The sequence below is a fragment of the Pseudomonas ovata genome, from assembly GCF_003131185.1.
Lineage (GTDB): Bacteria > Pseudomonadota > Gammaproteobacteria > Pseudomonadales > Pseudomonadaceae > Aquipseudomonas > Aquipseudomonas ovata.
The window spans coordinates 53,041-73,348 of sequence record NZ_QFFU01000002.1; the positions used below are offsets into that span (position 1 = coordinate 53,041).

General features: G+C 63.1%; 20 protein-coding genes. 9 read left to right on the plus strand and 11 right to left on the minus strand.

Features of this window, described 5'->3' with window-relative positions; all coding sequences use genetic code 11:
- Positions 1-135: 135 nt before the first annotated feature.
- A complete protein-coding gene (locus tag DGA31_RS03355; RefSeq protein WP_109511544.1) occupies positions 136-963 on the plus strand; it encodes an IclR family transcriptional regulator in 828 nt (275 codons plus the stop codon).
- A 277-nt stretch (positions 964-1,240) separates the two neighbouring features.
- Here DGA31_RS03355 and DGA31_RS03360 read toward each other — a convergent pair whose 3' ends face one another.
- Positions 1,241-2,140: a LysR family transcriptional regulator gene (locus tag DGA31_RS03360; RefSeq protein ID WP_109511545.1), complete on the minus strand. Its 900-nt coding sequence runs from the start codon at positions 2,138-2,140 to the stop codon at positions 1,241-1,243.
- Positions 2,141-2,258: 118 nt separating this feature from the next.
- On the opposite strand from DGA31_RS03360, the gene DGA31_RS03365 reads away from it, so the two are divergent.
- The 3 genes from DGA31_RS03365 (at position 2,259) to DGA31_RS03375 (ending at position 4,656) form a co-directional block, all read left to right on the plus strand.
- Complete coding sequence (locus tag DGA31_RS03365) at positions 2,259-2,699, plus strand: VOC family protein (protein ID WP_421957944.1); 441 nt, start codon at positions 2,259-2,261, stop codon at positions 2,697-2,699.
- A complete protein-coding gene (locus tag DGA31_RS03370; RefSeq protein ID WP_056839750.1) occupies positions 2,696-3,283 on the plus strand; it encodes a glutathione S-transferase family protein in 588 nt (195 codons plus the stop codon). The genes DGA31_RS03365 and DGA31_RS03370 overlap by 4 nt, the downstream gene beginning before the upstream one ends.
- An 89-nt stretch (positions 3,284-3,372) precedes the next feature.
- Entirely contained in the window at positions 3,373-4,656 is a 1,284-nt protein-coding gene (locus DGA31_RS03375; protein WP_056839751.1) for an arsenic transporter, read from the plus strand.
- 22 nt (positions 4,657-4,678) lie between these two features.
- Here the strand turns inward: DGA31_RS03375 and DGA31_RS03380 are convergent, their stop codons facing one another.
- Together DGA31_RS03380 and DGA31_RS03385 are read right to left on the minus strand one after the other, a co-directional pair.
- The gene (locus DGA31_RS03380; protein ID WP_109511546.1) at positions 4,679-5,161 is read right to left on the minus strand and encodes an OsmC family protein; all 483 of its coding nucleotides are present in this window, start codon (positions 5,159-5,161) and stop codon (positions 4,679-4,681) included.
- A gap of 48 nt (positions 5,162-5,209) precedes the next feature.
- Positions 5,210-5,512, minus strand: a complete 303-nt coding sequence (locus DGA31_RS03385) for a chorismate mutase (protein ID WP_056839753.1) — start codon at positions 5,510-5,512, stop codon at positions 5,210-5,212.
- A gap of 131 nt (positions 5,513-5,643) precedes the next feature.
- Between DGA31_RS03385 and DGA31_RS03390 the strand changes: the two genes are divergently transcribed.
- From DGA31_RS03390 to DGA31_RS03400, 3 genes are all read left to right on the plus strand, one after another.
- Positions 5,644-6,066 carry a MarR family winged helix-turn-helix transcriptional regulator gene (locus DGA31_RS03390; RefSeq protein ID WP_109511828.1) on the plus strand — a complete coding sequence of 141 codons (423 nt, stop codon included), beginning with the start codon at positions 5,644-5,646 and terminating at the stop codon, positions 6,064-6,066.
- 96 nt (positions 6,067-6,162) lie between these two features.
- A complete protein-coding gene (locus tag DGA31_RS03395) occupies positions 6,163-7,458 on the plus strand; it encodes an MFS transporter (protein WP_109511547.1) in 1,296 nt (431 codons plus the stop codon).
- A gap of 183 nt (positions 7,459-7,641) precedes the next feature.
- Entirely contained in the window at positions 7,642-9,633 is a 1,992-nt protein-coding gene (locus tag DGA31_RS03400; protein ID WP_109511548.1) for a hypothetical protein, read from the plus strand.
- A 154-nt stretch (positions 9,634-9,787) separates the two neighbouring features.
- Here the strand turns inward: DGA31_RS03400 and DGA31_RS03405 are convergent, their stop codons facing one another.
- The 3 genes from DGA31_RS03405 to DGA31_RS03415 all read right to left on the minus strand — a co-directional run bounded on the left by DGA31_RS03405 (position 9,788) and on the right by DGA31_RS03415 (position 12,828).
- Positions 9,788-10,708 carry an AEC family transporter gene (locus tag DGA31_RS03405; RefSeq protein WP_109511549.1) on the minus strand — a complete coding sequence of 307 codons (921 nt, stop codon included), beginning with the start codon at positions 10,706-10,708 and terminating at the stop codon, positions 9,788-9,790.
- Complete coding sequence (locus DGA31_RS03410) at positions 10,705-11,871, minus strand: pyridoxal phosphate-dependent aminotransferase (RefSeq protein ID WP_109511550.1); 1,167 nt, start codon at positions 11,869-11,871, stop codon at positions 10,705-10,707. Before DGA31_RS03410 ends, DGA31_RS03405 begins: the two co-directional genes overlap by 4 nt.
- A gap of 90 nt (positions 11,872-11,961) precedes the next feature.
- Positions 11,962-12,828 carry a LysR family transcriptional regulator gene (locus DGA31_RS03415; RefSeq protein WP_109511551.1) on the minus strand — a complete coding sequence of 289 codons (867 nt, stop codon included), beginning with the start codon at positions 12,826-12,828 and terminating at the stop codon, positions 11,962-11,964.
- Between the two features lie 261 nt (positions 12,829-13,089).
- Between DGA31_RS03415 and DGA31_RS03420 the strand changes: the two genes are divergently transcribed.
- Positions 13,090-14,274: an MFS transporter gene (locus DGA31_RS03420; protein ID WP_109511552.1), complete on the plus strand. Its 1,185-nt coding sequence runs from the start codon at positions 13,090-13,092 to the stop codon at positions 14,272-14,274.
- A gap of 196 nt (positions 14,275-14,470) precedes the next feature.
- Here DGA31_RS03420 and DGA31_RS03425 read toward each other — a convergent pair whose 3' ends face one another.
- From DGA31_RS03425 to ribBA, 5 genes are all read right to left on the minus strand, one after another.
- Positions 14,471-15,622, minus strand: a complete 1,152-nt coding sequence (locus DGA31_RS03425; protein WP_109511553.1) for an ABC transporter ATP-binding protein — start codon at positions 15,620-15,622, stop codon at positions 14,471-14,473.
- Positions 15,619-16,434: an ABC transporter permease gene (locus DGA31_RS03430; RefSeq protein ID WP_056839760.1), complete on the minus strand. Its 816-nt coding sequence runs from the start codon at positions 16,432-16,434 to the stop codon at positions 15,619-15,621. Before DGA31_RS03430 ends, DGA31_RS03425 begins: the two co-directional genes overlap by 4 nt.
- Positions 16,435-16,440: 6 nt before the next feature.
- Positions 16,441-17,409: an ABC transporter permease gene (locus DGA31_RS03435; RefSeq protein ID WP_109511554.1), complete on the minus strand. Its 969-nt coding sequence runs from the start codon at positions 17,407-17,409 to the stop codon at positions 16,441-16,443.
- Entirely contained in the window at positions 17,394-18,419 is a 1,026-nt protein-coding gene (locus DGA31_RS03440) for an ABC transporter substrate-binding protein (RefSeq protein ID WP_109511555.1), read from the minus strand. The genes DGA31_RS03435 and DGA31_RS03440 overlap by 16 nt, the downstream gene beginning before the upstream one ends.
- Positions 18,420-18,689: 270 nt before the next feature.
- On the minus strand, positions 18,690-19,799 hold the full coding sequence (gene ribBA / locus DGA31_RS03445) for a bifunctional 3,4-dihydroxy-2-butanone-4-phosphate synthase/GTP cyclohydrolase II (RefSeq protein ID WP_109511556.1): 1,110 nt from the start codon (positions 19,797-19,799) through the stop codon (positions 18,690-18,692).
- A 95-nt stretch (positions 19,800-19,894) separates the two neighbouring features.
- On the opposite strand from ribBA, the gene DGA31_RS03450 reads away from it, so the two are divergent.
- Positions 19,895-20,182: a DUF1330 domain-containing protein gene (locus DGA31_RS03450; RefSeq protein WP_056839764.1), complete on the plus strand. Its 288-nt coding sequence runs from the start codon at positions 19,895-19,897 to the stop codon at positions 20,180-20,182.
- The last annotated feature ends 126 nt before the right edge of the window (positions 20,183-20,308 follow it).

Here is a 20,308-nt window from a genome sequence, read left to right on the forward strand (position 1 = left end):
GCCGATGTTGTGGTATCGCCCTATGGACCCGAGAGTAGGGCAAAGCTTAGGATGGCGACAAGGCAGTAATTTCACTGAGCGGTAGCTATTTTGAAATTATTCCACTGAATGAAATTTTTGGAGGTTTAAAGCGAAATGGATTCCATTGAGCGAAATAGTGAGCCCAGAGAAACCGGTGTCAGTGCAGTGTCGCGGCTGTTTGCCGTGCTGCGCGCCCTGGGCGATTGCAGTGGCGAGGGGGAGCGGGTCAGCCAATTGGCGCTGCGAGTAGGCCTGGCACAACCGACCACCCACCGTCTGCTGCGCAGCCTGGTCGAGGAAGGCATGGTCGATCAGTGTGCAACCAGCAAGCGTTACCGCCTGAGCCTGGATTTCTTTGCCCTGGCGGCCAAGGCTGGCCAGGCCGGCAACTTGCGCGATGTGGTGCGTCCCAGCCTGCTGCGGCTGTCGGCTTCGCTGGGCGATTCGCTGTTTCTGCTGGCGCGTTCGGGGTTTGATGCGGTGTGCCTGGACCGCAGTGAGGGGCCGTACCCGATCCGTACCTTCACTGGCGACATTGGCGGGCGCGTGGCGTTGGGCGTGGGCCAGGGCAGCCTGGCGATCCTGGCGTTCCTGCCGGAGCTGGAGCGCGACGAGGTGATCCGCTACAACCTGCCGCGGCTCAAGGAGGTTCATCATTACGACGAAGTGCTGCTGCGTGCCGAAATCGACAACGTGCGCAGCCTGGGTTATGCCGGGCGCAACACCGGCGTGCTCGACGGCATGGCCGGGCTGGCGGTGCCGATCCTGGACCGCAACGGCCATGCTGTCGCCGCCCTGAGCGTGGCAACCATCAGCGACCGCCTGGGCCCGGCGCGCATGCCCACAGTGGTCGAGCTGCTCAAGCGCGAAGCCCGGGCCATCGGGCTGCAAGTCAACCCGTTCGACCCGGTCCTGCACCGGCCCTCGCATGTGTTTGGCTGATCACAGGCACAGAGCGCTGTAGGAGCGCGCTCTGCCGGAATGCCGGACCACCGCGACCGGCTGCGTTAGCAGTCGTAAAATTGCAGCGTTTCGCAGATTTTGAGTGTGTTCACAGCTGTAAATCTGTGGCGTTTCGCAGATTTTGAGTGTGTTCACAGCTGTAAATCTGTGGCGTTGCATCAATTTTGCGAGCGCTGCGCACTCGGTCGCGGGCAAGCGCGCTCCTACCTCCCGCGGTTTCGTGCCGTCCGGGCCAGCGACCTGTGGGCGCAATCGATCAGCGAGGGTCCGGCAACTGTGCTTCCAGGCGCGGGCAGGTCCAGTCGATGAAGGCTCGCACGCGTGGCGCCAGCATCTGCGCGTGGGGAAAGACCAGTTGTACCGGCAGCGCCTCGGGCTCGAAGGCTTGCAGGATTCGCTGCAGGCGCCCGTCCTGCAGTTCTTCCCAGACCTGATAGTGCAGCAGCCGGGCAATGCCCAGGCCCTGCACGCAGGCCAGGCGCACGGCGTGGGTCTGGTTGGTGACCAGGCGTGCCTGGACCTCCTCGACAAGCTCGGTCTTGCCACTGCGAAAGTACCAGTGCCGGCCCCGGTCCTTCTGGTTGATGCATGTGTGCTCGTGCAGGGCGCGCGGGCTGTCGGGCGTGGGGGCGCCGCGCAGGTAATCGGGGCTGGCGCAGGTGATCAGGCGTGTGTGTCCCACCGTGCGGGCGACCATCGAGGAGTCAGGCAGGCGACCGATGCGCACCGCCAGGTCCAGGCCCTCGTCGAGCAGGTCGTTGATACGGTCGTCAAGCATCAGCTCGACGCGCATCTCGCGATGGGCCTTGAGAAAGTCATTGACCAGCGGAGCGATGTAGCGCTGGCCGAACTCCACCGGCGCGGTCAGACGTAGCAGCCCGGCGGGCCGGTCATGACGGGCGTTATCGAAGTGCTGCTCCATGAGCTCGACCTCGGCCAGCATGCGCCGGCTCCAGGCCAGGTACTGTGCGCCTTCTTCGGTCAGGGCCATGCGCCGGGTGCTGCGGTTGAGCAGGCGCACGCCCAGGTGCTGCTCCAGTGCCGCCAATGAACGCACCAATGAGGCCACCGACTGCCCGCTGCTGTCGGCCGCTGCGCTCAGGCTGCCGCTGTCGTTGATACGCACGAAATTGGCCATGGCCTTGAGCCTGTCCATCGATTCTCTCTGTCTGATCTGTGCGGTTAATGCACAAGTGTTGTCAGCCGCGCCCCCTAGGTGCGCAGCCTGCCTGGGGCGACACTGTACGGGACTTGAACGCCACGGAGCCAAGCCCATGACACTGATTGCCCCAGGCGCCAACCCGGCGCGTATCCAGGCTTACGATCACATCGGCATCCGCGTCAGCGACCGGCCGCGCGCCCTGGGTTTCTACCAGGCGCTGGGCTTTGTCGAAAGCGCCCGCTTCGCCGAACATGAAGCCAACGAAATGCTCAGCGCCGATGGCGTGCGCATCAACCTGATTTTCAACGGTGCCCGGATGCCCGAGGCGCATAACGTCCTGCTCGACGCGCCGATCAAACTGCCGGGCATCACCCACCCGGCCTTTATCGTCGATGACCTTGAGGCGTTGCAGCACTGGCTGGGCGAGCAGGGCATTGCTATCACCCAAGGCCCGCATCGCATCGGTCCGCGCCGCATCGCGCTGTTTATCCGCGATCCGGACGGCAACGTGCTGGAATTCAACCAATTGATCCCTGAAGGAAGCGCCGCATGAAACTGCATGACCTGACCCTGTCCGGCAACTGCTACAAGGTTCGCCTGTTTGCCGCTCTGGCCCGTATCGACCTGGACCTGGTGCCAGTGGACCTGGCCGGCGGCGAGCACCGCCAGGCGCCGTTCATGGCGCTCAACCCACTGGCCCAGGTGCCGGTGCTGGAAGACGGCAAGCACGTGGTGCGCGATGCCCAGGCGATTCTGGTGCACTTGGCCGGCACCTATGGCGGCCTGGCCTGGTGGCCGGGCGAAGCCGCTGCCCAGGCGCAGATCGTGCAATGGCTGTCGTTTGCCGCCAACGAAGTGCAGCACAGCGTGTGTGCGGCCAGGCTGGTCGAGCTGTTTGGCTATGAACTGGACAAGCCCGCCGCCCTGGAAAAATCCATCCGCGTCCTGACGCTGCTCGACGCCCACCTGCAGCAGCATGACTGGCTGGCCATCGGCAGGCCCACCATTGCCGACTGCGCGGTGTACCCCTATGTGGCGCTGGCGCCCGACGGCGGCGTCGATTTGCAGCCTTACCCGCAGGTGCAACGCTGGCTGGCACGCATCGAGGCCTTGCCGGGTTATCTGCCCAAGCCCTGATTGCGAAAATAGCCCAAGGCCAGTAGTGAATCTTCGTCTGTTGGTGTATTCCAATGCCTCGCCGATCTATCCGGAGCCGAGGTCATCAGATGTGGATTGCAGTCGCAATATTTGCGCTAACGCTGGTGCTGGTGATCTGGCAACCCAAGGGGCTGGGCGTAGGCTGGAGCGCGGCCGGCGGCGCGGTGCTGGCCTTGCTCACCGGTGTGGTGGGGCTGGGGGATATCCCGGTGGTGTGGCACATCGTGTGGAATGCCACGGCCACCTTCATTGCGATCATCATCATCAGTCTGCTGCTCGATGAAGCCGGCTTCTTTGAATGGGCGGCCCTGCATGTGGCGCGCTGGGGGCAGGGTCGGGGCGGGCGCCTGTTCGCCCTGATGGTGTTGCTGGGGGCGGCGGTGTCGGCGCTGTTCGCCAACGATGGCGCGGCGCTGATCCTGACCCCGATTGTCATCGCCATGCTGGCGGCCCTGCGCTTCAGCCCGGCGGCGACGCTGGCCTTTGTCATGGCCGCCGGTTTCATCGCCGACACCGCCAGCCTGCCGCTGGTGGTGTCCAACCTGGTGAATATTGTCTCGGCCGATTTCTTCAAGGTCGGTTTTGTCGAGTACGCCGCCGTCATGTGGCCGGTCAACCTGGTCAGCGTGGCGGTGACCCTGCTGATGCTGTGGCTGTTCTACCGCCAGGATGTGCCGGCCAGCTATGACCCTGCCCAATTGCGTGCCCCGCAGCTGGCGATCCGCGACCCGGCGACCTTTCGCGCCGGCGTGGTGGTGCTGGTGCTGCTGTTGGTGGGACTGTTCGTGCTGGAGCCGCTGGGTGTTCCGGTCAGCGCGGTGGCGGCCTTGTGCGCCTTGATCCTGCTGGTGATAGCAGGCAAGGGCCGCACCATCTCCATCGGCAAAGTGATGCGCCACGCGCCCTGGCAGGTGGTGGTGTTCTCACTGGGGATGTACCTGGTGGTCTACGGCCTGCGCAATGCCGGGCTGACCGACACCCTGACGGCCGTGCTCGACAGCCTGGCCGGGCAGGGGCTATGGGCTGCGACCCTGGGCACCGGGCTGCTGGCCGCCTTGTTGTCCTCGGTGATGAACAACATGCCCAGCGTGCTGATCGGTGCGCTGTCGATCCAGGGCAGCGAGGCCAGCGGCGTGATCCGCGAGGCGATGATCTACGCCAATGTCATCGGTTGCGACCTGGGGCCGAAAATCACCCCCATCGGCAGCCTGGCCACGTTGCTGTGGCTGCATGTACTGGCGCAGAAAAACGTGCGCATCACCTGGGGCTATTACCTCAAGGTCGGCAGCGTACTGACCCTGCCGATCCTGCTGGCCACCCTGAGTGCGCTGGCCTTGCGCTTGAGCATGTAGCGACGGTCGCGAATGCCGCAGATCACAGGTGCGCCTCAAGCAACAGCTCAGGCTCATGGCTGACCGGAAAATTCATCGAGCGGGCAATGAAGCATTTCTCATGCGCCGTGGCCTGTAGCATGAGGGCCTTGTCCAGATCGGATCCGGCCGCCAGTGTCACCCTGGGCCTGAGCACCACCGAGGTGAACTGCCCGGCGCCGCCTGCCTGCTCGATCATGCTTCCCTGGGCGTTGTCCTCATAAGCCAGGACATTGACTCCTGCCTCGGCGCACAGGCCCAGGTACCAGAGCTTGTGGCAGGCCGACAACGACGCCACCAGCAGTTCTTCGGGGTTCCAGCGCGCCGGGTCGCCGCGAAAGGCCGGGTCGGAGGAACCCTCGATTTCAGGCTTGCCGGTAGCCTTGATGGCGTGCGCCCGGCTGTAGCCACGATAGGACGCGGTGCCGGTGCCCTGGTTGCCGGTCCAGACCACCTGGACCTGATAGTGATGGTGTTTGTCAGTCATTGTCGGCCTCTGTATGGGGGGCTTGTCTTGCCTGCGGGCAGAGCCTTGTCAGGCGCGGTTGGCTGTCATTGCCTGGTGCTCGGCCAGCTCGGCCTCGATAAAGGCGCTGATCATGGCGCGGTAGACCTGTTCCACCACCTGCCGATTACCACCGACCTCGTCTGCCAGGGCGTTGACCCTGGCAATGACCTGCTCGACCCGCGCCGGCGCCCGGACATCTTGCGCGGTGCTCTTGAAGGCGGCGGCCTGGCTGACGAATCGTCCGCGCCGGGCCAGCAGCGTGACGATCTCACGGTCCAGGCGGTCGATGTGTTGGCGGACTTCTTCAATGGATCGGCATTGCACTTCCATGCGGTGGACTCCTTTGATTTTGTGACAGACGATCGCTGGCCACACTAGCACGACAGAGATGCACAGTTGCATGCCGGGCGTGCGCAGAGGATTGTGTTGACTTGTGTGTAATTGCACATATGATGGCCCACATGAATACTTCTCTCGGTCCCAGCCTCTGTCATTGCCATGCCGTCAGGCGTAACGCCCGTTTCCTGACCCGGTTGTACGACCGGCACCTGGCCGCGGCGAACCTGTCGATCTCGCAGTTCTCGATTCTGGTGCTGGTCAAGAAGCATCCCGGCATCGCCATTGCCGAGCTGGCCGAGGCGATGGTCATGGAGCGCACCACGCTGGTCAGGGCGCTCAAGCCCTTGCAGGTCGAGGGCTTGATCCATAGCCGTGCCGAAGGGGCGCGTTCGGCGCTCAGGCTGTCGCTGTCTGACCAGGGCCTGGCCAGAGTGACCGAGGCCAGGCCTTTCTGGCTGGCGGCGCAGCAGGAATACGAAGCGCTGGTGGGCGCCGAGCAGGCCGCCGCATTGCGCGAGTCGTTGCAGGCCACGGTGGTGGGCTGATTTTTTTGCGCTTATATGTGCAATTGCACATAAGTAACCGCTGCATAAACAGGAATGTGCCATGAACGTAACCCTCGCCAGACAGGCAGGTGCCCGATGATCTCCACAGTCGTGGCCCGTTCACTGGCACGTCGCCAGGTTCACTACAGTTGGGTCGCCCTGGCGGTGACCTTCCTGACCATGCTGGTCATGGCCGGGGCCATTGGCGCGCCCGGCGTGCTGATCACACCGCTGCGCGCCGAGTTCGGCTGGGACACCGCCGACATTTCCGCCGCCCTGGCGCTGCGCTTTGCCTTGTTCGGGCTGATCGGGCCGTTTGCGGCGGTGTTCATGAACTACTACGGCGTACGCCGGGTGATGCTGGTGGCGCTGGCCATCGTCGCCACCGGGCTGGGCCTGTCACTGTTCATGACCCGGTTCTGGCAACTGGTGCTGTGCTGGGGGCTGCTGGTCGGCTTTGGCACCGGGCTGACCGCCATGGTACTGGGCGCCACGGTGGCCACGCGCTGGTTCAGCCAGCGTCGCGGACTGGCGCTGGGCCTGCTGGCGGCCAGCTCGGCCACCGGGCAACTGGTGTTCATGCCCGCCATGGCTGCGCTGACCGAAGCCTACGGCTGGCGCATGGCGCTGTGCTACGTGTGTGCGGCCATTGCCCTGGTGGCGCTGCTGGTCGGGCTATTGATGCGTAATCACCCCGCCGATCTTGATCTGGCGGCCTACGGTGCTGACAAGGCCGAACCGCCTGCGCCGCGCACCCAAGGCATGGCGCAACTGCTGGTGACACCGCTCAAGGTGTTGGTCCAGGTCAGTTCCAGCTGGACGTTCTGGGTGCTGTTGCTGACCTTCTTCATTTGCGGGGCCAGCACCAACGGCCTGATCCAGACCCACTTCGTCAGCCTGTGCGGCGACTACGGCATCGCCCTGACCACCGCCGCCGGCGTGCTGGCGATGATGGGGATCTTCGATTTCATCGGCACGGTGGGCTCCGGCTGGCTGTCGGACCGCTTCGACAATCGCTGGTTGTTATTCTGGTACTACGGCCTGCGCGGTATCGCGCTGATGCTGTTGCCGTTCTCGGACTTCACCCTGTTCGGCCTGTCGATTTTTGCTTTGCTGTACGGCCTGGACTGGATCGCCACTGTGCCGCCGACGGTCAAGCTCACCGCCCAGCGCTTCGGGCCGGAGCGGGCCAACGTGGTGTTCGGCTGGATCTTTGCCGGGCACCAGTTGGGCGCAGCCTTTGCGGCCTATGGCGCCGGCTGGACACGAACGACGTTCGCCACTTACCTGCCGGCGTTTTTCGTGGCCGGGCTGTTGTGCCTGATTGCGGCTTTGCTGGTGCTGTCGATCCAGCCGGCCAAGGTAGCCAGGTCTGAAGCACCGCAGGCCTGAAAAGCGTCTTATGCGTTATTTCGATCGTATCGCCGAGTTCAGACACCAGCAGGCTGGGTAAAAAGTCCGGCCTTTCTCTGTGCTGTTTGAATACAATCGGCATTGCCATGTGCCATCATCCATCACCCTCTACTGTTGACCTGACCCTTTTGTCCGTCCTGACGCCGCCAGCCTGACTGAACGTTGCTGCTGCGCGTGCTTTCCTTCGATATTTTCTGGATCTATCTGTCCATGGACTTGACTGTCGCGCCACGCATTGTCCGTTTTAAATCTTTTGTGGGCGCGTCGGGCACCTGCCTGGTGCTCGGCGGTTGTGCCGGGGGTGGCGCAACGCTGCCGACCCATATTCCGGACGGATACAATACCCACCGCTATCAGACAGATTTCAGCGCTTTTGACTACACGGGTGATTTTAAAAACAGTCTTCCTAACGGACAGGGCACAGGTCGCGATTTCAATGCCAGCGGTCAACTGATTGCCTCATGCAAGGGGCGATTCGCCTCGACCCGCGAAGGGTATGTCAACGGCCAAGGGGAACTCATACGCCCCGATGGCAGTGTTATCTTTCGCGGCGATCTGATCGGTTTCCTGACTATGGGCAATGGCTGCGTGGGAGGGGGCGACGGTACATACACCTCACCCACAGGGTGGACGTTACGCAGTGACAAGTTCAGCACAGTGTCGCCCACCATCGGCGTGACGCTGCTGTCGGGCGCGCATTGCACGCTTGGCGACCCGCAGGGCAACACATGGACAGGGATCTGCAACCTGCCCGCGTATTCCAGGCACGTCAACATCACCTACGACGGTTACAAGTATATGTTGCCGGAGCTTGAGGTTTATCCCACAGCCATTCGTTTCACCGCAGGCGGCATTGTCAATTTCACTCTGGCCAATGGTCCGGGCGTGATGCGAATGGCCAATGGCGAGCAGATCGAGGGTACATTCGATGTAGGACGTCTTGGCGATGGACCGGTCAATGTCACCTCACCCGACGGTAAAGTCTCCGTTGCACAGGCCCGTGACGGCAGGCTGGGCCCACGGCATCTGGCTGCTGCGCAGGTCATGCGTAGTGGCCAGCCATGCGGTTTTACCGGCTGGCGCATGGTCAGTGGGCGCTGCGAACAGAACAGTTGGTCCGGTGAGGTGGATGCCTACGATGCCAGTGGCCAGGAGCGCATTACCGGTATGTTCGACAAAGGCGTACCGAGCGGAATCGTCAGTTGGTCGCGGCTGGATTCAAACCTGACAGTAAAAGGCAGCATGATCGCTCGTGAAGGTGCACTGGGCTTCACTCAGGCCAGTGTCAGCGTTGCCGGCGCACAGGTCTATGACGGTGAGATGAGCGGTTTTGCGCCCAGTGGGAATGGCATCTGCACGGTCAATGGCAGCCGTGAACGCTGCGAATACCTTGCCGGCGAACGGGTTGATGCGCTTTACAAGACTCGCCAGGAGAACGATCGATTGCGCAGTGATATTGCTGCCAACCAACAGCAGCAGGCCCAGCAAAGATCGCAACAGCAAGCGGCCGCTCGGCGTCAACAACAAGACGAAACCGGGTCAGGCAGTGGCGATCTGTTTGGCAAAATGGTGGCGATTGGTATTGGGGCGGGGGCTGTCAGTTCGGTGTCGGGCGTCTCCAGCACGATTCGTAACCAAATGATCACTGGCATGGCGGCCGATATCCTCACCGATGGCAAGGCCAACGGCATCGCCACGGCGCAGCGCAACCTCGGTACACAGGGGGCGGCAGCTACGATCATACCTGCCGCTTCGTCCTTGCAAGGCGCAAGCATGGGTAGCCAGCCGGGTGCCAAGGGCAGTGCTGCCATGGCCAGTCGCAACGAGGCCGATGCCTTGAACGAGAGTCTGAAGAACATGGCGGGTATGGGCAGTGCAAGCGATGCCTCCCAGGCCCGGCGCAGCCAGGAACTGGATGACATCGTACGTAAAGTAGCGGCCGACAGCGGGATGAAAACCAAAGAGTTCAAATATCAGTGCGGGCCGAATGAGCCCATCAAGAGTGTCAGCGTACCTTACAAAACCGAGGCCTGTGCCGCTGCCAAGCAGAACTGGTTCAACGTGTACGCCTGTAATGACGTCGAGAACATGAGCCAGGCCAACCAGCGCTGCCAGCAAGGTTGCGGTAGTCCAAGTTGTGAGGAGGCGCCATGACTGTCCCAGGCTTTGACTGCCGTTGAATAGGGCAGGTGGGCTTGGCTGCGGCCTGATAATCAAATGACTCACCGATTGGGCGTGGCCGATGATGCCATGGTAGCCCAGGGGCCGTATTCGGCGTTGATGTCGTCGAACAGTCTGGCCCTGTCTGCTACAACGTCAGCGCCAGTCCCATCGCCACCGGCAGGATCACGGCTGCCGCCACGGTCTGGGCCGCAATGATATTGGCCATCAGCAAGGCATCGCCGCCCATTTGCCGGGCCATGACATAGGACGATGAGGCGGTCGGCAAGGCTTGGAAGATCACCGCCACCGCAGCAGCCTGACCGCCAAACCCGGCGCTGCGGCACAGCAGGTAGGCCGCCGTCGGCATGACCAAAAACTTGATCACCGACGCACAGGCAATAGGGCGCAGGTGCTGGCGCAGCGAGCCCAGGCCCAGGGCCGCGCCTACGCACAACAGGCCCAGGGGCAGGGCGGCACTGCCCAGGGACGCGAGCATCGGCGACAGCCAGGCCGGCAGGGTCAGGCCGCTGATCCTGGCCAGCACGCCCAGCAGGCACGACACCAGCAACGGGTTGGTGAAGAGCGAGCGCAGCACCGAGCCCAGCGCCTGGTGGGTCGGGGTGCAGCGCGCAAACACCAGCACACACAGGATGTTGACGGTAGGTACGATGATCGCGTTGGCCACCGCCGCCATGGCCACGCCCGAGCTGCCGAACAGCCCGGCGGCGACGGTGACCCCGATAAAATTGTTGAAGCGGATGCCGCCCTGGAACACCGAGGTGAACGCCGCCCCCTGCTCGGCCATGCGCCCCCGAAAGGCATACAGCAGCGCGGCGCTGCCCAGCGTCGAGGCCAGCAGCACCCAGGCCATGTCTTTGATTGGCACCTGCGAGAAGTTGGCCGTAGACAGGCTGTGAAAGAACAAAGACGGCAGCAGGATGTAATAGCCGATGCGTTCGGCGCCGGGCCAGAAGCTGTCGGCCACAAAGGTCCGGGCCTTGATCACCACACCCAGGGCGATCAGCAGGATGATCGGACACAGCGTGGTCAATACCAGCGCAATCATGGACGGACCTTCCCGAGGTAGTCGACGATGCGCCGGCAGCCTTCGACCAGTTGCGCCTTGTCGGTGGCAAATGACAAACGCAGGGCCTCGGTGACGCCAAAGGCCGAGCCCGGCACCACCGCCACGCCGTGCTCGTGCAACAGCGCATCGGCTGCGGCATCGCCATCGCGCACTGTGCCGGTCAGTGTGGGCAGCAGATAAAAGGCACCGTCGGGCTTGTTGACCACCAGCCCCGGCGCTGTCTGCAGAATCGCCAGCGCCGCATCACGGCGGTCGCGGTACACCGCATTGCGTTCCTGCAGGCACTGTTGCGGTCCATTCAGCGCAGCCGCGGCGGCCATCTGGCTCAGGCTCGAGGTCTGGGTGCAGTTCTGCGACTGCACCGCGTTGATACGGTCAATCAAGAATTGGGGACCGGCGCCCCAGCCCACACGCCAGCCGGTCATGGCATAGGCCTTGGACACGCCGTCCACGGTCAGGATGCGCGACTTGAGTGCTGGCATGGCCGTCAGCAACGTACGCACCGGCTGGCCATCAGCAGCGAAGTGGATGTGAGCATAGATGTCATCCGACAGGATCATCACCTGCGGATGCCGGAGCAGCACCTGGCCCAGTGCTTCAAGGTCCTGAGTGCTATAGGTCACGCCGCTCGGGTTGCCGGGTGCATTGATGATCAGCCAGCGCGTGCGCTCGCTGATGGCGGCTTGCAGGTGTGCGGGCTGCAGGCGAAAGCCTTGTTCGAGGCTACAAGGCACGATGACCGGCACCCCGCCACAGGCGCGGACCATGTCGGGGTAGGAGGCCCAATAAGGCGCTGGAATGATGACCTCGTCGCCGGCCTGAATCGAGGCCAGGAAGGCGTTGAAGATGATCTGCTTGGCGCCGCAGCCGACTGCGATCTGGTTGATATCGTAATGCACGCCAGGGTTGCGCTCGAAAGCCTGCACAATGGCCTGGCGCAGTTCCGGGAGGCCGTTGGCCGGCGAATAGCCGAGTTTGCGGTTGTCCAGTGCGGCATGGGCCGCAGCGAGCACATGGGCCGGTGGAGTGAAATCGGGCTCGCCCAGAGTCAGGTCAATGATGGCGTGGCCGGCCGCCTTCAGTTCGGCGGCACGTCTGGCCATGGCCAGGATGGGGGACGGAGCGGGAAGGGTGAGGCTCATCACAAGGACCTTGTCTGGAAGTACCGACACAGTAGCCAACGCCTTGATTGAATAAAAACGGAATGTTTTAACGTAAGGGTTGAGAAAAACTCAAGGGTTGCTCAAGGCTTTGGCCAGTACGCCGGTCAGGTGCTGCCGGCTGCTTTTGTCATGTTCCAGCAGCACCACGCGACGAATCAGTTGCGGCTCGCCAAAAGGCAGCAGGGTCACGCATTCGAGGGTTACAAGATCGTCGTCCGACAGCGGCACCACCGCCACCCCCAGCCCGCGCGAGGCCATGCGTGACAGGGCTTCCTGGCTGTCCAGTTCCATGGCCTCGGTGACGCGGATGCCCATCCGGTTGAGTTCCTGCTCGATGACCCGGCCGGCCCAGGCGCGCTTGTCGAAGCGTAGAAAAGGCTGGGTGCTCAGCAGCCTGACCAGGCTCTGGCCCTGCAAATGAGGAGCGGCCACGGCCCAGAAACGATCATGGTAAAGCGGCGTCACACTCAGGCTTGGTGGAAACGGCCTGACCGGCTCGGTGGTGATGGCCGCGTCCAGTTCGCCATCCTGCACGCGTCTGGCCAGTTCCGATGACATGCCCGACACCACGCTGATGTGCAGCCTGGGGTGGTGGTTCTTGATCCACACCAGGGCCTCGGGCAGACGGCCGGCCAGGGCGGTCTGGATCGCGCCGATGCGGATCCGGCCGCTCAGGCCGGGGCCCGAGTACAGCTGGTGGGCGAGGTCATCGTATTGCGCCAGGATGATTTCAGCCTGCGCCAGTGCCAACCGGCCGGCCTCGGTCAGCGTGACCTGCCGGCGGGTGCGATCGAACAGGCTGACACGCAGCTCATCTTCCAGCGCCTTGATCTGCAGGCTGATGGCCGAGGGGGTCAGGCTCAGGCTGTCGGCGGCCTTGACGAAGTTGCCGTGCCGGGCGATGGCAACTAGAGAGCGGAGCGCTTTGAGTGACACGAGTGGACCTTGCGAGGCGGGCCGCCAGGATTGGCCAGGCCGGGGTTTATTGTGCCGTGTGCCTGTGCGGGTGGCCAGATGCCGGCCACTGTCTGTGCCACAGCCACAGCCACAGCCACAGCCACAGCCACAGCCATCGCCGGCAAGCCGCCTCCCACAGGCGGCGCAGTGCCTGCCGTTCGGTAATAATCTGCAATGAATATTTGACCGAGTGCTCAACAATCCTTAGGGTGTCCGACCGTTTTTCTGCCTGAGATCCTCATGACTGACCGCTCCAAACTGCCGCCGACCGTCTACTTGCTGGGCCTGACGATCTTTTCTCTGGTCACCGCCGAGTTCATGGTCGCCGGCATGATGCCGGCCCTGGCCCAGGCCTTTTCGGTGAGCCTGGCGCAGGTGGGCAACCTGATTGCGTTCTATGCCCTGGGCATGGCGCTGGGTGGCCCGCCGGTCACCGTGTTGCTGCTTTCACGCGGCATCAGTAACCAGCGCGCGCTGGTCGGCCTGCTGGCAGTGTATGTCGTCGCCAGCGTACTGGCGGCGATTGCACCGACGTATACGGTGCTGGCGTTGGCGCGCATCGTCATGGGCGTGTCGAGTGCGGCCTGTATCGGCTTGTGCATGACCCTGTGTGCCGGGCTTGTGGCGGCGCAGGACCGTGGCCGGGCGATCTCGGTGGTGCTGGCCGGGTTGATGCTGTCGCCGGTGGCCGGTGTGCCGATGACCGCCTGGGTCGAGCATCATTACGGCTGGCGCGCCAGTGCCTGGCTGGTGGTAGGGCTGGCGCTGGTGTGCACTGTGCTGGCAGCCACTCGCCTGCCCGCTGGCAAGGCCGGCAGCGAGCCGGCCCTGGCCCGCCAATGGGCGGCCTTGAAGAGCCGCAGCCTGTGGGCGGCCTATGTCACCAGTGGCTTGATCATCGGCGCAACCTTTGCCGCCTTCAGCTATTGCACGCCGATCCTGATCGAAGAAGTGGGCATCGCCCCGGGGAACGTGGCGCCATTGCTGGCGTTGTATGGCGTGGCCAACCTGATGGGCAACATGCTGATCGGCCGGATTGCCGACAGCCACACCTTCATGGCCCTGCGCGTGGGGCTGGCCGTGATGGTGCTGGCGCTGGCCGGATTTGCCTTGTCCGGCGCGCATCACTGGTTGAGCCTGGGTTGTTTCATCGCCCTGGGCCTGACCGGCGTGGCGTTGAACCCGGCGATGGTGGCGCGGGTGATGAAAGCCGCCGAACCCAGTGCTCTGGTGAACACCTTGCACACCTCGGTGATTACCGCGGGGCTGGCGCTGGGCAGTTGGGCCGGTGGCAGTGTCATCGAGGCCGGCTATGGCCTGCGTGCGCCCTTGTGGGTGGGCGCGGGCATGGCGCTGGTGGGGTTGCTCAGCGTGATGCTACCGAGCATTGCAAGCCGCACGGCAGCGGTCGCCACGCCTTCCTGAAGCGCGGCCTTGCACGACCGGCTGCGGTGTCTGTGCGGCTGCCATCGCCGGCAAGCCGCCTCCCACAAGGGGACGTGTCGTGGCGTTCGCGACCAACGATCGCTCCGGGCAGATTTGTGGCGGATGTCGCCGTCTCGTAGGAGCGACCAACGGTCGCGAACAGGCCTCTCCCACAAGGGGCTGCAAGCTGGGCTGATCAGTGTGCGCCGGCGGCCTTGTTCAGGTCGCCGTCGGCCCATTCGGTGTAGATGCAGGCATCGGTCGTGGCCCAGCGCACTTTGACCGTGTCACCGGCGACCATTGGCATGCCGGTGGCCGACAGGGCCTTGACGGTCATGGCCGTGCCGCTGCCGGTGACCACCGCGCAGGTCTGGCTCTCGCCGAGAAACAGCACTTCAGTGACCTTGGCGGTGACTTCGTTCCAGCCTTCGGCCAAGGGTGTGCTGGCGGCCTGGGCAACGCTCAGGGCCTGGGCCTTCTCCGGGCGGACCATCAGCAGTATGTCCTGGTCGGTCTTCAGGCCTGCTGTCAGGCGGATCGACAAGGGCTGGCCCTCGAAGGTCGCCACCGCGTTGCCCTGGGCCTTGAGGCGCAGGAAGTTGGAGTTGCCCAGGAACGAGGCAACGAACGCATTCGGCGGGTTCTGGTACAGGTCATAGCCGCTGCCCAGGCCGACGATCTTGCCGTGGCTGAAAATCGCGATGCGCTGGCTCAGGCGCATGGCTTCTTCCTGGTCGTGGGTCACGTAGACGATGGTGATGCCCAGCCGGCGATGCAGCTGGCGCAGCTCGTCCTGCAGGTCTTCACGCAGTTTCTTGTCCAGCGCGCCGAGCGGTTCGTCCATCAGCAGGATGCGCGGTTCGTAGACCAGGGCACGGGCAATCGCCACCCGCTGTTGCTGGCCGCCGGACAGTTGCGCCGGGCGCCGATGGGCGAAGGCGTCGAGCTGTACCAGCTTGAGCATGGCGTCGACCTTCTTGTCGCGTTCGGCCGCCGACAGCTTGCGAATGTTGAGCGGGAAGGCAATGTTGTCGCGCACGTTCATGTGTGGAAACAGCGAGTAGCGCTGGAACACCATGCCGATGCCGCGCTTGTGCGGCGGCACGTTGACCAGTGACGAGCCGTTGACCAGAATCTCGCCGCTGCTGGGCGTTTCGAAGCCGGCCAGCATCGACAGGGTGGTGCTCTTGCCCGAGCCGCTGGAACCCAGGAAGGTCAGGAACTCGCCGTCCTTGATGTCCAGGTCGATGTTGTCCACCGCAGCGAAGTCGCCGTAGTGCTTGTTCAGGTTGCGCAGGCGCACCAGGGGCTGGCCGGCGGTGGCAGAATCTTTGATCACGGCGCTCATGAGGTACTCCGGGCTTCGTTACGGCGACGCAGGGTCGCGGCGATGAACATGACCAGCACCGACAGGCCGATCAGCAGGGTCGAGGCAACAGCGATGACCGGCGTCAGGTCCTGACGCAGGGTGGTCCACATTTTCACGGGCAGGGTCTGCAGGGTGGGGCTGGCCATCATCACGCTCAGGACCACCTCGTCCCACGAGACCAGGAAGGCGAACAGGGCGCCGGCGATCATGCCCGGCCGAATGCCCGGGAAGGTCACCTTGTAGATCGCCTGCAACCGTGAGGCGCCGCAGATGACCGCGGCATCCTCGATCGACTGGTCGAACAGTTTCAGCGAGTTGATGATCGAGATGATGGTGAACGGCAAGGCGACGATCACATGGCTGACCACGAAGGAAAACAGCGTGCCGGTGTAGCCCAGTTTCAGAAACAGCGCATAGACCGCCACGGCGATGATCACCAGCGGCACGATCATCGGCAGGGTGAACAGCCCGTAGAGCATGTCCCGGCCCGGAAAGCGCCCGCGTACCAGGGCAAAGGCGGTGGGCAGGCCCAGCGCCACGGCAAAGATCGTGGTCAGGATGGCGACCTTGAAGCTCGACATCGCTGCCGACATCCAGTCGGGATTGGAAAAGAACTGCCCGTACCATTTCAACGTCCAGCCCGGTGGCGGAAACATCAGCCACTGCGAGGAGCCGAACGACAACAGCACGATGAACACAATGGGCAACAAGAGGAACAGGGCGATCAATCCGGTGATGCTGTACAGGCCAATCCGTAGCCGCGAGCCCATCGCGTTGGGGGTCAGGAGCATGCTGGCTTACCTCGCGTTACTGGCGCCTACCGGGGATTCCGGCTGGAGCTTCAGGTAGAAATAGAACATCACCAGGGTGATGGCGACCAACAGTGCCGCGGCGGCGCTGGCCAGGCCCCAGTTGAGGAACGACTGCACCTGCTGGACGATGAACTCGGGCAGCATCATGTTCTGCGCGCCGCCCAGCAGGGCCGGGGTCACGTAGTAACCGAGCGACATTACGAACACCATCAACGCGCCGGAAAACAGCCCCGGCCGGCACAGCGGCAGGAACACCCGGAAGAAGTTGGTCCAGGGGCTGGCGCCACAGATGGAACCGGCCTGCAGCACCATCGGGTCGATGGCCTGCATGGTGGCCTGCAACGGCAGGACGATGAACGGGATCATGATGTAGCTCATGCCGATCACCACGCCGGTCAGGTTATGCACCATCTCCAGCGGTTGGTCGATGATGCCCATCGCCATCAGGGCCTTGTTGATGACCCCCGAGGCCTGCAGCAGCACCAGCCATGAATAGGTACGTGCCAACAGGCTGGTCCACATCGACAGCAGCACGATGTTGAGCAACCAGCGGCCCCAGCCGCGTGGCACCAGGGTAATGGCCCAGGCCAGCGGGAAGCCCAGCAGCACGCTGAACAGCGTCACAAGGCCGGCGACCGAGAAGGTGTTGAACAACACCCGCGAGTAGGCCGAGTTGGCGAACAGTTGTTCGTAGTTGCCCAGCCCCGGCACCGGCTCCAGAAAGCCGCGCAGCAGCAGGCCGATTAAGGGGGCGAAGAAAAACAGGCCGAGAAACAGCAAGGCCGGCAGCAGGTTGCGGCTGCCGCGCCAGCGTTGTGCCAGGGAAGGCTTGGGGGTCATGGTCGCTCGCCTGTTCGCTGCCGGGGCGTGAACCGCGCCGGCGGTGCGCGAGGCACCACCGGACACAGAGGATTGGCCGGATGCAGTGGCCGTCATTTTTACTTGACCAGCCATTCGTTCCACCGGGTCGCGATGTCAGGACCGTTCTTGGCCCAGTAGGCGAAGTCCAGCGTGATCTGATCGGAGACGTAGTTGGTCGGCAGGTTTTTCGCCAGGGTCGAATCCAGGCGCGCCACGCTGTCGGTATTGACCGGCGCATAGGCACTGAGGTTGGAGAAGTCGGCCTGGCCTTTGGCGCTGGTGGCTTCGGCAATGAACTTCATCGCCGCGTCCTTGTTTTTTGCGCCTTTGGGCACGACCAGGAAATCGGCCATGACCAGGTTCTGCTTCCAGCTCACGCCTACTGGCGCGCCGTCTTGCTGCAGGGCGTAGACACGACCGTTCCACATCTGGCCCATCGAGGCTTCACCGGAAGCCAGCAGTTGCTGCGACTGCGCACCGCCGCCCCACCAGACGATGTCTTTCTTGATGGTGTCGAGCTTCTTGAAGGCGCGGTCCAGGTCCAGCGGGTAGAGCTTGTCTTTCTCTACGCCGTCGGCCAGCAGAGCCAGTTCCAGCACGCCAGGGCTCGGCCATTTGTACAGGGCACGCTTGCCGGGGTAGGTCTTGGTGTCGAACATGGCCGCCCAGTTTTCCGGGACCTTGGTGCCGACCTTGCCTTCGTTGTAGCCCAGCACGAAGGAGAAGAAGAACGAACCGGCGCCATGATCCGAGACGAAGCGCGGGTCGATCTTGTCGCGCTTGATGGTGTTGAAGTCCAGCGGCTCCAGCAAGCCTTCGGCGGCGGCGCGCAGGGCAAAGTCGGCCTCTACGTCGACCACGTCCCACTGGACGTTGCCGCTTTCGACCATGGCCTTGAGCTTGCCGTAGTCGGTGGGGCCGTCCTGCACGACGGTGATCCCGCTGGATTTCTGGAAGGGGGTGGCCCACGCCTGTTTCTGGGCGTCCTGGGTCGAGCCGCCCCAACTGACGAAGTTGACGCTTTCGGCGGCCATGGCGGCAACACTCGAGAATGCCAACACGCCAGCGACCAGCACTGCAGTTGCACGTTTGTTCAACACCATTTTCACGCCCTCATTTGTTGTGTTTTGAGCGGGCTTGGGTTATTGCCCGCGTATTCGGAGCAGTAGGTCCAAGGGGACCTGTTGAAACTGGGCGACCGGGTCAGGTGCTGTTGTTATTGGGCTGAGCGGTGACGCGTGCCCTGACAGAAAACTTCGGTCTACGGGATGTCATATTATGGTATTCCAAACTTTCTGCAAGCGTTTTGCCTGCATCGAACCTCCTTCATTTGCCGTTTTTTTTCGTGGGGTCTTTACCCGTGAACGCGAGGTTCAACCGGTGAAAGAAATGCTCTCGACCACTTCCAGGTCGTAACCGGTCAAGCCCGCGTATTTCAGCGGTGGGCCGAGGTGGCGCAGCTTGCCGACGCCGAGGTCTTGCAGGATTTGTGCCCCGGTGCCGACCTCGGAATAAATGCGCGACTGCGAGCGGGTGTACTGGCGCGGTGGCTTGGTCAGTTGCGGCACCCGCTCAAGCAGGGCCTGGGACGATTCATGGTTGGCCAGCACCACAACCACGCCATGGCCCTCTTCGGCGACTTTCTGCAGGGCCGCCCACAGCGTCCAGTTGGCGGGACCGGTGTACTCGGCGCCGACCAGGTCGCGCAGCGGGTCGACCACATGCACGCGCACCAGCGTAGGCTCGTCGCGCTTGATATCACCCATGACCATGGCCATGTGCACGCCGCCTTCAATACGGTCTTCGTAGGTGAACAGGCGGAAGGTGCCATGCACGGTAGGCAATTCACGTTCGCCGATGCGCTCGACCGTGTGCTCGGTGCTCAGGCGGTAATGGATCAGGTCGGCGATGGTGCCGATGCGGATGCCATGTCTGGCAGCAAAGGTTTCCAGGTCCGGTCGGCGCGCCATGGTGCCGTCGTCGTTCATCACCTCGACGATCACCGAGGCCGGGCTGAAACCGGCCAGGCGTGCCAGGTCACAACCCGCTTCGGTGTGGCCGGCGCGGGTCAGCACGCCGCCTTCACGGGCGCGCAATGGAAAGATATGACCCGGCTGCACCAGGTCTTCGGCACAGGCACCCGGTGCCACGGCGGCCTGCACCGTGCGTGCACGGTCAGCGGCGCTGATGCCGGTGGTCACGCCGGTGGCGGCTTCGATGGAAATGGTAAAGGCGGTGGCGAACACGCTGCCATTGCTGGGCACCATCTGCTCCAGGCCCAGGCGTTGGCAATGCTCGTCGGTCAGGGTCAGGCAGATCAGCCCGCGAGCTTCACAGGCCATGAAACTGATGGCTTGCGGGGTGCAACGATCGGCGGCCAGCAACAGGTCGCCTTCGTTTTCCCGGTCTTCATCATCGACCAGCAAGACCATCTTGCCCTGGCGATAGTCGTCAATGATGTCTTCAATACGGTCGAATGCCATGGCTCAGGATCTCAGTGTTATGGGATAAATAAACGTGGTATACCATAAGACAGAATATTTCATGAATTCCCTATCAATGAAACAGTGAGATCGTGATGAAAGCCTACTGGATTGCCCACGTCGATGTGACCGACCCTCAGCAGTACAGCGAATATACCCAGCGCGCGCCGCAAGCGTTCAACTTATTTGGTGGCAGATTCATGGCACGCGGCGGTCGCTCCGAAGCCATTGAAGGCCGCGAGACGCCACAACGCACCGTGGTCATCGAGTTCGACTCCTACGAGCAAGCCCTGGCGTGCTACCACTCGCCGCAGTACCAGGAAGCCATGAGCCATCGCCAGGGCGTGGCCAAGGCCGAGATCGTGATTGTAGAAGGGATTTGAGACAAGCCTGTGTCGGGTGGCGCAGTCAGGCCACCCTGCATCGAATCCGCTGGAATTTTGCCGTTTGCCTGTCCTCTATAAGTCGGTGACTGATTACACCATTGCCCTCAGGCGCTGATAGAGGAT

Excerpts from the sequence above, each read along its gene's own strand:
- DGA31_RS03355 (WP_109511544.1), top strand. The coding sequence starts at position 136 with ATGGATTCCATTGAGCGAAATAGTGAGCCCAGAGAAACCGGTGTCAGT.
- DGA31_RS03360 (WP_109511545.1), bottom strand. The coding sequence starts at position 2,140 with ATGGACAGGCTCAAGGCCATGGCCAATTTCGTGCGTATCAACGACAGC.
- DGA31_RS03365 (WP_421957944.1), top strand. The coding sequence starts at position 2,259 with ATGACACTGATTGCCCCAGGCGCCAACCCGGCGCGTATCCAGGCTTAC.
- DGA31_RS03370 (WP_056839750.1), top strand. The coding sequence starts at position 2,696 with ATGAAACTGCATGACCTGACCCTGTCCGGCAACTGCTACAAGGTTCGC.
- DGA31_RS03375 (WP_056839751.1), top strand. The coding sequence starts at position 3,373 with ATGTGGATTGCAGTCGCAATATTTGCGCTAACGCTGGTGCTGGTGATC.
- DGA31_RS03380 (WP_109511546.1), bottom strand. The coding sequence starts at position 5,161 with ATGACTGACAAACACCATCACTATCAGGTCCAGGTGGTCTGGACCGGC.
- DGA31_RS03385 (WP_056839753.1), bottom strand. The coding sequence starts at position 5,512 with ATGGAAGTGCAATGCCGATCCATTGAAGAAGTCCGCCAACACATCGAC.
- DGA31_RS03390 (WP_109511828.1), top strand. The coding sequence starts at position 5,644 with ATGAATACTTCTCTCGGTCCCAGCCTCTGTCATTGCCATGCCGTCAGG.
- DGA31_RS03395 (WP_109511547.1), top strand. The coding sequence starts at position 6,163 with ATGATCTCCACAGTCGTGGCCCGTTCACTGGCACGTCGCCAGGTTCAC.
- DGA31_RS03405 (WP_109511549.1), bottom strand. The coding sequence starts at position 10,708 with ATGATTGCGCTGGTATTGACCACGCTGTGTCCGATCATCCTGCTGATC.
- DGA31_RS03410 (WP_109511550.1), bottom strand. The coding sequence starts at position 11,871 with ATGAGCCTCACCCTTCCCGCTCCGTCCCCCATCCTGGCCATGGCCAGA.
- DGA31_RS03420 (WP_109511552.1), top strand. The coding sequence starts at position 13,090 with ATGACTGACCGCTCCAAACTGCCGCCGACCGTCTACTTGCTGGGCCTG.
- DGA31_RS03425 (WP_109511553.1), bottom strand. The coding sequence starts at position 15,622 with ATGAGCGCCGTGATCAAAGATTCTGCCACCGCCGGCCAGCCCCTGGTG.
- DGA31_RS03430 (WP_056839760.1), bottom strand. The coding sequence starts at position 16,434 with ATGCTCCTGACCCCCAACGCGATGGGCTCGCGGCTACGGATTGGCCTG.
- DGA31_RS03435 (WP_109511554.1), bottom strand. The coding sequence starts at position 17,409 with ATGGCTGGTCAAGTAAAAATGACGGCCACTGCATCCGGCCAATCCTCT.
- DGA31_RS03440 (WP_109511555.1), bottom strand. The coding sequence starts at position 18,419 with ATGGTGTTGAACAAACGTGCAACTGCAGTGCTGGTCGCTGGCGTGTTG.
- ribBA (WP_109511556.1), bottom strand. The coding sequence starts at position 19,799 with ATGGCATTCGACCGTATTGAAGACATCATTGACGACTATCGCCAGGGC.
- DGA31_RS03450 (WP_056839764.1), top strand. The coding sequence starts at position 19,895 with ATGAAAGCCTACTGGATTGCCCACGTCGATGTGACCGACCCTCAGCAG.